Annotated in this window: 10 protein-coding genes; 6 read left to right on the top strand and 4 right to left on the bottom strand. The window is 37.9% G+C overall.

The window, feature by feature from the left end:
• Positions 1 to 2: 2 nt before the first annotated feature.
• The gene (locus AFM12_RS01560) at positions 3 to 761 is read right to left on the bottom strand and encodes a glycosyltransferase family 2 protein (protein ID WP_055143509.1); all 759 of its coding nucleotides are present in this window, start codon (positions 759 to 761) and stop codon (positions 3 to 5) included.
• Positions 762 to 875: 114 nt separating this feature from the next.
• Here AFM12_RS01560 and AFM12_RS01565 point away from each other — a divergent pair, with 114 nt between their 5' ends.
• From AFM12_RS01565 to AFM12_RS01585, 5 genes are read left to right on the top strand one after another with little or no spacing between them, the layout of a single operon-like run.
• Entirely contained in the window at positions 876 to 3,329 is a 2,454-nt protein-coding gene (locus AFM12_RS01565) for a glycosyltransferase family protein (RefSeq protein WP_055143511.1), read from the top strand.
• Positions 3,330 to 3,332: 3 nt separating this feature from the next.
• Positions 3,333 to 4,553, top strand: a complete 1,221-nt coding sequence (locus AFM12_RS01570; protein WP_055143513.1) for a glycosyltransferase — start codon at positions 3,333 to 3,335, stop codon at positions 4,551 to 4,553.
• Positions 4,550 to 5,302 carry an FkbM family methyltransferase gene (locus tag AFM12_RS01575; protein ID WP_082391151.1) on the top strand — a complete coding sequence of 251 codons (753 nt, stop codon included), beginning with the start codon at positions 4,550 to 4,552 and terminating at the stop codon, positions 5,300 to 5,302. The genes AFM12_RS01570 and AFM12_RS01575 overlap by 4 nt, the downstream gene beginning before the upstream one ends.
• The gene (locus AFM12_RS01580; RefSeq protein ID WP_055143517.1) at positions 5,299 to 6,111 is read left to right on the top strand and encodes an O-fucosyltransferase family protein; all 813 of its coding nucleotides are present in this window, start codon (positions 5,299 to 5,301) and stop codon (positions 6,109 to 6,111) included. Before AFM12_RS01575 ends, AFM12_RS01580 begins: the two co-directional genes overlap by 4 nt.
• A gap of 14 nt (positions 6,112 to 6,125) precedes the next feature.
• Positions 6,126 to 6,911: a DUF268 domain-containing protein gene (locus AFM12_RS01585; protein WP_216598489.1), complete on the top strand. Its 786-nt coding sequence runs from the start codon at positions 6,126 to 6,128 to the stop codon at positions 6,909 to 6,911.
• On the opposite strand, the gene AFM12_RS01590 is transcribed toward AFM12_RS01585, so the two are convergent.
• Positions 6,894 to 8,393 (bottom strand): lipopolysaccharide biosynthesis protein, encoded by a 1,500-nt coding sequence (locus AFM12_RS01590; RefSeq protein ID WP_055143519.1) that lies wholly within the window; start codon positions 8,391 to 8,393, stop codon positions 6,894 to 6,896. The genes AFM12_RS01585 and AFM12_RS01590 overlap by 18 nt on opposite strands.
• A gap of 78 nt (positions 8,394 to 8,471) precedes the next feature.
• Here AFM12_RS01590 and AFM12_RS01595 point away from each other — a divergent pair, with 78 nt between their 5' ends.
• Positions 8,472 to 9,374, top strand: a complete 903-nt coding sequence (locus AFM12_RS01595) for a glycosyltransferase (protein WP_157687255.1) — start codon at positions 8,472 to 8,474, stop codon at positions 9,372 to 9,374.
• 12 nt (positions 9,375 to 9,386) lie between these two features.
• Here the strand turns inward: AFM12_RS01595 and AFM12_RS01600 are convergent, their stop codons facing one another.
• Positions 9,387 to 10,166, bottom strand: a complete 780-nt coding sequence (locus tag AFM12_RS01600; RefSeq protein ID WP_055143523.1) for an SDR family NAD(P)-dependent oxidoreductase — start codon at positions 10,164 to 10,166, stop codon at positions 9,387 to 9,389.
• A 53-nt stretch (positions 10,167 to 10,219) separates the two neighbouring features.
• Positions 10,220 to 11,302, bottom strand: a complete 1,083-nt coding sequence (locus tag AFM12_RS01605) for a sugar phosphate isomerase/epimerase family protein (protein ID WP_216598490.1) — start codon at positions 11,300 to 11,302, stop codon at positions 10,220 to 10,222.
• Positions 11,303 to 11,319: the final 17 nt, after the last annotated feature.

An 11,319-nucleotide genomic window follows, 5' to 3' on the forward strand; every position in this document is an offset into this window, starting at 1 on the left:
TTCTACCAGTACTTACCTCTGTTTTGTGCTATTTTGAAAATTCCACGAAAAAGGACAACCAGATGATTATAGATGTTTGGAAAAAATCCAAAATGGTTTTTTAATACATTGTATCGGTCAATAAGCGATTTTGTCAAGTTTTGATTTGAGATTCCTCCTTCGAGGTATTTAGCAATTGGGTAATTCAGGAAGACTGCTTTTTTAGCCTTTTTAAAACTTTTAATTTCCCAGTCAATATCAGCACTTAAGTTGTTTTCAATATACGCTGGTGCAATTGATCTTCTGACAATCAGGCTTTGATGGCAAACGAGCATTCCGTATTTCAGGTCTTTCCAAGTCATATTTGCCTTTAGTTTATGTGGGGTCAGATCAGATCTTTTTCCTCTGATTTCTCCCGACTCATTTACAAACCAGGCATCCCCATAAATGAGGTCGCAATCGGAATGAATATTTGCAATGATCTTACACATTGTACTTTCATCTGCTATTTCATCTCCGGCATTCATGAACCAGACAAATTCGCCTTTGGCCATAGCCAGGCCTTTATTCATCGCGTCATAAATGCCATTATCTTTTTCGGAAACTATGGAAGTGATCAGGCCTCGGTATTTATTTGCAAGCTGAAGTGTTCCATCTTTTGATTGGCCATCTATCAGGAGATATTCAAAATTCTTACATTCCTGTTTCGCTATACTTTGAAGGGTTCTTTCAAGTACTTTTTCAGCGTTATAAGTGATAGTGATGATTGTAATGAGGGCCATGTTCTCTTAAATCAAAAGTATTAGCCTAACTTTATGAGCTATATTTGCAAAGAAAGTTAAGTCTTGGCATTTATATTGCAATGTTGTGTTAAACGTAGTTCCTAATACTTTAAAATGAAAAAAATCTTCGCCAAAGAAGCGATATTGCCCATCCTTCTGGCCCTTGGCTCTTTCCTCCTGGTAAGTCTAATTTATTTCAGTCCATTGCTTCAAGGCAAGGTTCTGTCTATGCATGATGTCAATATGGCTTCCGGAGCTGCAAAAGAATTGCAAGATTTCCATGAGAAAACGGGAGAATGGGCTTGGTGGACCAACTCCATGTTTGGAGGTATGCCGGCGTACATGATTGTAGGCGGTTATTCATATAGTTTGATCTCAAATTTGGGTAGCTTTTTAAGCAATCTATTGCCTGTTCCAGTTAATTTGTTTTTTATTTCGATGTGTTGCTTTTACCTTTTTATGAGGGTTATTAAAGTTAAGAATTGGGTCAGTATAACGGCATCTGTTGCTTATGCTTTTGGTACATACAATCTAGTTTTTACTGAAGCTGGTCACGTTTCTAAGATTCTGGCACTGGCCTATATGCCAGGGTTACTGGCAGGAGTTCATTTGATTTTGAAAGAAAAATACCTTTTTGGGGCTTTTCTAACCGCACTTTTTGTTGGATTTGAGTTACAGGCTAATCACTTACAAATTACCTATTATTTCACTTTGGTAATTTTGGTTTATGTAATTTATGAGTTTGCTATCAAGTTAAAGTCCAAAAAACCGCAAGTTTTTTTGAAAATGATTTCTGCCTTTATAATTGCTTTGTTAATTGGTGTTGGTATGCATACACAAAGACTATGGAGTGCAATTTCATATTCTGCTGAAACGATAAGAGGGAAATCTGAACTTACAAAAACAACTGTAGGAAAAGCTGGTTTGGATAAAGAGTATGCCTTCTCATGGAGTTATGGGATATCAGAAACTATCAACATATTGGTACCAAACTTAATGGGCGGAAGCTCTGTAGGTGAGCTAGATGAGAATTCAGAGACTTTTGGATTAATCACTTCAAAAGGTGTTGATAGAGCGACGGCTCAAAGATTTGTCGCGAGTTTGCCATTGTATCATGGAGATCAAAGTAGCACTGCAGGCCCCGCATATTCAGGGGTGGTGGTAATATTTCTTTTTGTCTTAGGGCTTTTTATTCTTCAATCTAATTGGCGTTGGGTTCACTTGGGGTTATTGATTCTTCTTTTTATGCTTTCTTGGGGTAGCAATTTCCCGTCTTTGAACTACCTACTTTTCGATCATCTGCCAGGATATAATAAATTCAGAGCGGTTAGTGTAATTCTAACCATTGCACATTTTGTGCTGGTTTGGGGAGCTGCTTTTAGTTTAAACAAAATAATTGATGAAAGAACTGATTTTAGTTTGTTGAAGAGGCCATTAATGAAGAGTACTGGAGTTCTTCTGGTTTTCATGCTGATAGGATATTTCAGTCTCGATTTTGTGGGTACTAGAGATGTCGACTTTATGAATAATCTTAAACCTTCTTTTGGGGAGGAAGGTGCCAGCCAGGTTTTGAATGCCTTAAGAAGTGATAGGGCCAGTCTTGCTCTTTCGGATATTTACAGAGCTATCGGGCTCATTTTTCTATCTGTTTTATTGATTTATTTTTATTCAAAAAATAAGATCAAAGATTTACTTTTCTCTTTTATTATTTTGCTTGTAGTAGTATTTGATATGTTTTCTGTAGGTAAAAGGTATTTCAATAATTCAGATTTTGTTTCAAAATTGAAGGTAAAACCTGGAGTGTTCGAGCCTACCGCGGCAGATTTACAAATACTGGAAGATAAAGACCCGAATTTTCGGGTATTAAATCTTACGACGAATTTTATGAGTGATGCTCGAGATTCCTATTTTCATAAATCTCTTGGAGGCTATCATGGAGCGAAGTTGAAAAAATATCAGGAGTTAGTTGATAATCAAATGATAAAGGATGGAAGATTAAATATGGGGGTGATCAATATGTTGAATACTAAATATTTCATCAATAATTCGGAAGCTGGCGTTCAGGCTCAAATAAACAATGGAGCACTAGGTAATGCATGGTTTGTAGATACTCTTCAGGCAGTTTATTCAGCTGACGAGGAATTGGATATCACTGGAAATATGATAGTTGCGAACAAAGCTGTGACCCAGAACTCTTTTAGTGCTGATTCTAAATATTACCAGATTCCAGAAAATGCCTCTATATCTTTAATCAGTTATGAACCGAATAGACTTGTTTATAAAAGTGTCAATTCAAATGTATCTTTTGTTGTTTTTTCAGAGGTTTACTATAGAGGAAATCGAGATTGGATATCCTTTGTTGACGGTGTTGAAACCCCTCATTTAAAAGTCAATTACCTTTTGCGAGGAATAGAACTACCGGCTGGCAATCATGAAATAGTCTTTGAATTCAAGCCTCAATCTGTTGAGATTGGCGAGAAAATAGATCTTGCAGCTTCAGCGGGTTTAATAGTGTTATTTGGGCTGGCTTTTATTTCCATGATAAGAAAAGAAAAGGTGAAAATGTAATTCATGAAAGTATTAATGATTAATACTTATGATGATTATGGAGGTGCTGCCATAGCTTGTAAACGAACGATGGAAGCATTGAATGAAATCACCTCAATAGAAGTAAAACTACTTTGCCTTATAAAAAAATCAGATAATGAACGTGTTAAGTCAGTTGGTGGAAATTTTTCACTTTATCTTGAGAAAGCAGATTTTCTTCTTTATGAAAAATCAAAACAAAGTCGTTTTGCATTTTCGACCGCAAAATTTGGCACTGATATTAGTCGGCATTCCTGGGTTCTAGAAGCAGATGTACTTCATTTACACTGGATTAATTTAGGCTTCCTATCCATTAAAAACATAGGTAAAATATTAGAATTGGATAAGCCAGTTTTTTGGACTTTTCATGATATGTGGCCATTTACCGGTGGCTGCCATCAATCAAATTTATGCCATGAATATCAAAACAAATGTGGTAATTGTTCTGCATTTTTAAGAAAGCCCAATCCTACAGATTTAAGTCATAAAATTTTGCAGGAAAAAAAGAAATGGGATACCTCAAAACTACATATCATAGGTATAAGTGAATGGATGAATGTTAGGATTTCAAAGAGTGCATTATTCAAAAAATCTAAATTTTGTACTGTTCCAAATCCTATTAATTCTACGATTTTTAAAAGAAAAGATAAGTCATCACTAAGAAAGAAATGGGGCTTAGAAGAAGAGAAAACCTATCTTTTGTTCACAGCAGCATATATTGATAACTATTTTAAGGGCTTTGATCTGTTTCTTGAAATTATTGAAAAGCTAAAGTTTTACGATGAAGACATTGTAGTTCTTTTTGCAGGGGAGTTTCGAAGCTATGACCTAGCCAATTTCCCAATGTCATACATTCACTTTGGGAAGGTAACTGATGAAAATAAAATGGCCGAAATCTATAACTTGGCTGACCTATTTTTATCTACATCCCCAAATGAATCATTCTCATATACGGCATTAGAAGCTGCTTTTTGTGGGAATTTTGTAATTGGTTTTGATACTGGAGAAATAGGTTCGATCATTGCAAAAACTGGTTATGGAGCTCTTGTCAATTCAATAGATGATTTTTTGACGGCAATCAAATTGTATTTAGAAAAAAAGAAAGCTTTCATAGAGCCTAATTTAAATAAGCTTTCTTTTTATAGTTACGAAACAGTGGCTAAAGAGCTTTATTCTCTTTATCATTCGAAATTAGCTCTTTTATGAAATTCTTATTTGGTCGAAGTTTTCTGCAAGTACTATTCAGGAAAATGTATCATTATTCTTTAAAAGGGATGAATTATAATCTGGTAGGCAGTGGTGAAAAGAATGTACTGAAGAAAGTATTGGCTGGGACAGAAGATACGGAGGTCATAATAATCGATGCAGGAGCTAATGTCGGCCAATTTGCTAACATGGCCCTGAGTCTAATATCTGAAAAAGGACGGGTATATTCCTTTGAACCCGCTGCCGATACTTTTCAGAAATTAGAGGCGAATATCAAAGATTCCAGAGTTATCAAGGTGAATAAAGGTCTTGGAGATGAAGAAAAGCAAATAGTTCTCTATAGTAGTCAACCGGGATCTACCATCGCTTCGGTTTTTCAACGAAATATTTCAGGAGAGCTTCAAACGGATCATGAAACGATTCAAATTACGACACTCGATTTATTTGCTGACAAATTAAATCTGGAATATATTCATTTTCTGAAAGTCGATGTGGAGGGGGCGGACCTTGACGTTTTGAAAGGAGCAAAAAGACTTCTGAAGAACCGAAAAATCAAATTTATTCAATTCGAATTTGGCGGTACTCAAATAGCCCCCAGAGTTTTTCTACGTGACTTTTATGAACTTCTGGAAAAAGATTACTCTTTATACCGGGTGTTGAGAGATGGGCTTCAGAATATTGAACAGTATTCTGAGCACTATGAAATATTCAGTTATGCAAATTACTTAGCCATATTGAAAGATAGATGAAGTTAACGGTTCTTCCTTTTGGTGGGTTGGGGAATAGAATGCGGGTGATTGACTCGGCTTTTTTGGTTTCTGAGCAAAATGATATATCCCCGGTGAATCTGATATGGTTAAGAAAATGGGAGCTGAATGCCCCTTTTTATTCCATCTTTCAGCCCTTTCCAAAGATGCTAAATCTGGTCGATGGTGCGGTCTATTACTTCTTTCTTTACCTGGTCAAACATATTTATGTTCAAAAATTCGAAAAGCTCTACAGGTTTATTTTCAGACTCTATTATGACCTCGTATTACTGGATAACGATATAAAAGACAAGCAACCTGAAGAAATTTATGGGTTAACCAAAGGAAAGAAACGCATTCTTATTGCCAGTTGTTATGGCTTTCAAAATTCGTCAAACTTTAAAAGTTTCCTTCCGTCTGATAATGTTAAAAAAGGATTAGATAGGTTGAATTTGCCGGAGTCTTATATAGGAGTCCACATCCGCAGGACTGATCATTCAGCGATTATAAAAGAGTCTGGTTTAGAAGAATTTGTAGAGGCATGTCACGAAGAAATAGTGGAGAATAAAGAGGTTAAGTTCTTTTTAGCAACAGATGACAGGATTGTGAAATCAACTTTTCAGAATCAGTTTGGAGAACGATTAATTACTCAGGAAACAGAGTTATCAAGAGATTCAGAAGAAGGTATAATAGGTGCCTATGTGGATATTCTTGCTCTGTCTGGTGCTGAAAAAATAATATGTAATCTGAAAAGTAGTTTTGCTGAGACTGCAATAAAGATTGGAACAATTAAGGAGGTAATAGAGATATAAGTGCTCAGATCGATATGAACAAACTAATGAAAGTCGTGTTGCTAATTTTGTCTTATCTGGGAATAAGACCCGGGGTCTTTTTCCAGAATTTAAGATATGCACCGGCATATGTGGGTGATTTTTTCAAATTCAGTAAAAAAAGAGGTGAATGGAAAATCAAACTCTATCCTATACTGACAGATAAGACAGATCAAAGCGGAAAGGCCCGTGGCGTTTATTTTTTTCAGGACCTTTTTGTAGCTCATGAAGTCTTCAGAGCCAATCCTCGCAGGCATGTAGATATCGGTTCCAGAATTGACGGTTTCGTGGCCCATGTAGCCAGTTTTCGGGAAATTGAAATTCTGGATATCCGTCCTCTGGAAAACTCCATTTTCAATGTCCAGTTTGTGCAGGCTGACCTTATGAAACCTCAGCCCCAACTTAAGGCTTCCACTGATTCACTTTCCTGTCTGCACACTATTGAGCATTTCGGTCTGGGTAGGTATGGGGACCCGATTGATCCGGACGGCCATATTAAAGGGCTTGATTCGATGTATGAATTGCTTGAACCCGGCGGAACGTTCTATTTTTCGACTCAAATAGGACCATCCTGTGTCCATTTTAATGCTCACCGCGTATTCTCCATTCAGTACTTACTTGATTTACTCCTGAGTCGTTATCAATACGAATTGCAATCTTTCTCCTATATTGACGATAGGGATCAATTGTACAAAAATGTGGAATTAACCGAAGAATTGATTCAGTCAAATGCAGGCTGCAAGCTTGGCTGTGGAATTTTTATTCTAAAAAAGAGACTTTAATTTCTCAAAAACGTCATTAATCATCTGATTAATTTCACGCGAAACGTTAAGAAAGTATAGCGATGAAATCAGGAGAAGACCCGTAACTGAACATTTATATATCAGAGAGAGGAATCTGTCAAGATTATCATATATAGTCAAATCGGGTAAATAGAGCCCAACAATTGTAACCAGGATACCTGTAAGCAGAATAAACAGTAAAGATTTGGAATAAGGATGTATTTTGAAAAACTTCCAGATCAGGATATTGCGAAAGGTATTATAATAGACCGTAGCAATCAAAGCAGCAAATGCCGCCCCATTTAAACCATACGAAGGGATCAGTAAATGATTCAGGAGGTACAAGACTGCTACAAAACTGATCACCAGCAAAGAATCAAGTTTGTAATATTTTGAATAACCCAAGATCAGGGAATTGAGGCCGGATGCCAGGTCATATAGTTTTGCGATACCAATAATTAACAAAACATATTTGCCGACATAATATTCGGGTTTGATAAACGAAAATAAAACATCCACATTGACCCATACTAAAACGAGGAGTATGGTACCAAAGAACACCTGGGTAATACTGCTTTTTTGGAAAATACCTTTCACTTTCTCAAAATCATTCTCTTCCATTGCGGTCAGAACGATAGCTGTGGATGCCTTGAGGCTGATGTTATAGGAAATGGTCATAACGCTACCAAAGAACAGGCAGGTGTTGTAAATACCAGTCTGACTTAAACCAAGAAATTCATAAACCATTAGTGTGTCAAGCTTTGTAATGGCAATAGAAGATAAACTGGTTACGACGCTGAAGCCTGCAAAAGAAAGAAACGGTTTTAGGAAATTACTTTTTAGCAGAAAGGAGGAAGGTCTGAAATTCAAGGCCCCGATACGATGAATATGAAAAAACATCAGTACGGCCGGAACACAGATGGCCACTGCCCATATTCCCACAAAAAGCTTTGTATCCAGCCAATTGGCGATGTAAAATACGACGGCCAGAAGTACTAAAAAACGCTGAAGAAACTGGCTAAGAAAATTACCGGTAATGGTGTCGTGCAGGCTTTTGGCATAATTGTCAAAAATATTGAAAGTTGCGGTTGCGAATGTTATCGGAAGAATGACAAAATAATATTTCTCAAACAGAGAAGTGTCACCAGCATTTGAGCTCAGAATTTGTTTTTGTAATCCCCAGACTACAAAAGTCACTAAAAGGCAGCCGAGCAGAAGTGCAACAAGGGCGTTAAAAAGAAAACCTTTATTCCCCTTTTCTTTATCTCTGAATTGATCAAAAAAACGTACACCTGCCGAGGTGAATCCGAGGTTTGCCAATAACACAAAAATCATCATCCAGCTCATCAGCATAGCCAATAAGCCGTTCTCTTCAGTTGTCAGGTAATTTGGGATCAAATAGGCCTGAGTGACGCTACCCACCAAAACTCCCAGATAGGCCCAAAGGGTACCGATTATTGTTTGCCTTTTGATTACTGTCATTATTGTCTGCTTACAGATGATTATCTTTGGACCGAATTCATCCCTTCGTCAGTGTACAAAGATTAAAAATTAATAGAATTGCCGGCTCCAATCGTCCTTTTTTGTTTTAACAGGCCTGATCATCTTCGTCAAACCATTGATGGTTTAAGAACTAATTCGCTGGCGACTGCCAGTGAATTATACGTGATCTGTGATGGCCCTCGTCATAATAGGCCGGAAGATTTGCCCAAGATAGAACAAGTAAGAAGTATAGTTACGGGAATAAACGGTTTTTCCCGCGTACATACTTTTTATTCAGCTGAAAATATGGGATTGGCAAAAGCGATCATAACCCATCTTAGTCGTTTATTTGCCTCACACAAAGCCCTGATTGTGTTAGAGGATGATATCATTGTGCATCCTCTTTTTCTTGATTTTATGAATCAGGCTTTAGAAAAGTATAAGGAGAATATGAGCATTTCTTCCGTTTCTGGTTATTCATACGGGCTAAATCTGCTAGGGCTGGAGAACGTTGAATTTGCATTAGTTAAGAGAGCCTCTTCATGGGGATGGGGTACGTGGAGTAACCGATGGACTCAGGTCGATTGGGAGGTAAGGGGATTTAATGAGTTTATTTCGGACAGGTCTAAGGTTTTACAATTCGCAGACGCCGGCAAAGATCAGGTTCCAATGCTTGTTAAACAACAAAAAGGGTTAATCCAATCATGGGCAGTACGATGGACCTATCATCATTATAAAACAAATACCTACTGTTTGATTCCTGTAAAATCTCTTTTAAACAACATCGGAACCGATGGGACCGGAACAAACTTTAATATTAAAACCAAAAAATATGACGTTGAAATTGCTGATTACCAAAAGATAGAGCTGCCTTCAAAGATATCTCCGGACCCCGTCGTTCAACGTTTTATTCGCAACCATTTTAACCCTAGTTTTTTCAGGAGAATTATCAACTTTATAAAGTTTGGAGTCTGGCTCTGATAATATTCACCCTTATTTCGCTACCCAGCCACCATCAACAGGCATAATTGTGCCTACCATATAATCACTGGCTGCTGATGAAAGAAATAGAGCTGCACCTTGAATTTCTTCCAGTTTGCCCCATCGACCTAATGAGGTAGCACCTACGATAAAGTTCTTCGCTTCTTCGGTATCGGCGATGGGTTCATTCATTTCTGTAAGAAAAGGACCTGGGCAGATGGCGTTCACGTTAATATTGAATGGAGATAGTTCTAAAGCGAGGGCTTTGGTCATGTTCACCACAGCTCCTTTTGAAGCCGTGTATGGGGTGCGATTAGCAAGGCCGACTACACCCAAAGTACTGGCGAGGTTGATAATTTTACCTGATTTCTGTTTTTTCATATGGGGTGTGACCGCCCTGCTGGCCAGCCAGGTACCCGTTACGTTGATGTCCATTACTTTTTTGAAATCATTCAGACTCAGCTCGTCAATAGCCCCTCTAATGTTGATTCCGGCTGAATTGATTAAGACATCTATACTTCCGAAAGAATCTATGCAAGCTTTAGCCATAGCTTCAGTTTTGGTTTGATCTGTCACATCGGTGGCATATCCTTTAGCTTTTGTACCATAGGCTTCTTCAATTTTTTGGGCTGCCGAATCGCATTCCTCCTGGGTACGGGAGACAAGAAAAACGTTTCCTCCTGCGGAGGCGATGGCTTCGGCCATAGCAAGGCCTAGTCCTTTTGAGCCGCCAGTGATGATGGCCGTTTTCCCTGACATATCGAATAGCTTAATTCCGGGTAGTTTTGACATAATATTTTAAAATACTTTTTGAGAGTTTCTTTTAAATGGGTTGAATGAGCAAATTAAACAATACCAAGCTCTTTTCTGGCGTAATTCAAGCACGCAATTTGATTTTCCTCTTCCAATGCTAGTTGTTCGGCAAAGGATTGACCTGAAACCCTGGCTAATTTCTTTTCACTATAGTTTTCTTTGATGAGTCTTAAGTTCTTCGCCAGGTCTTTTCCAAGCCTATCTCCAAAAGTAATCCAGTATTGGTCGGTTAGAAAAGGAATAGGAAGTGGATCTCTCGTCATCATTTCTAAGTTGATTTTAACATTGGGATTATGCTTTCTGAGTTCCATGGTCATTCGGTTTAGGTCAAGAAAGCCCACTCCAAAAGGAACCTCAGATAACAGAAAGCCATCCTCATATTCTTCTATCCCCATATCTTTAAAATGGGTTGTGAAGGTGTATGGAGCAAGCTTTTCTACTACTTCATAAGGGTCTTCCAAAAAGGAAATGTTATTTCCGGTGTCAAGATTACAGCCTAGCCACTCACTGTCAAAATGTTTCAGAACGGCCACCATCTCATCCGCAGTCCAGTCTTTATGATTCTCAATGGCGAGTTTTACCTTATGTTTTCGAGCTACAGGCTCTGCCAGTCTCATTGATTTCATCGAATCTTTTTTAAACTGATTCCAGTCTTCAAGATTAGTAAAAGTCATATAACGTCTTCCACTCAGGCAGGCTGTTCTAATAATATCAACCCCACCTTCTTTAGCCATTTGAACATCTTTTTCAAATTGATCTACTTCACCTTCTGTTTTTGGAAGCCGAAGTTGCCCCTCAATCCACATACCGGTATCTTCCTGAAGTTTTCTCATTTTTTTTGCATAGTCAGAATCCCAACCATTGGCTAAAACCTGTGCTCCTCCGGTACCAAGATCGTAACAATGTTTCGCCATATCATAAGCTCCGGCAAAAATAGGATGAGCTGTTGTTCCTTCCGTATTCCTGCGGTTTCTTAAATGATAAGACCAGACGGAAATTCCGAGTGTATTTGGCTTAACATTGAAAGAAGACAGAGCGGGAAAAGCCGCTGCAGCGGCCATAGCCAGAGAAGTGTTTTTGATAAATTTTCTGCGGTCTAAATGATTGTTTTGCATTTCAATAGAGTCTTGAG

The sequence above is a fragment of the Jiulongibacter sediminis genome, assembly GCF_001306455.1.
In the GTDB taxonomy this organism is placed as follows: Bacteria; Bacteroidota; Bacteroidia; order Cytophagales; family Spirosomataceae; genus Jiulongibacter; species Jiulongibacter sediminis.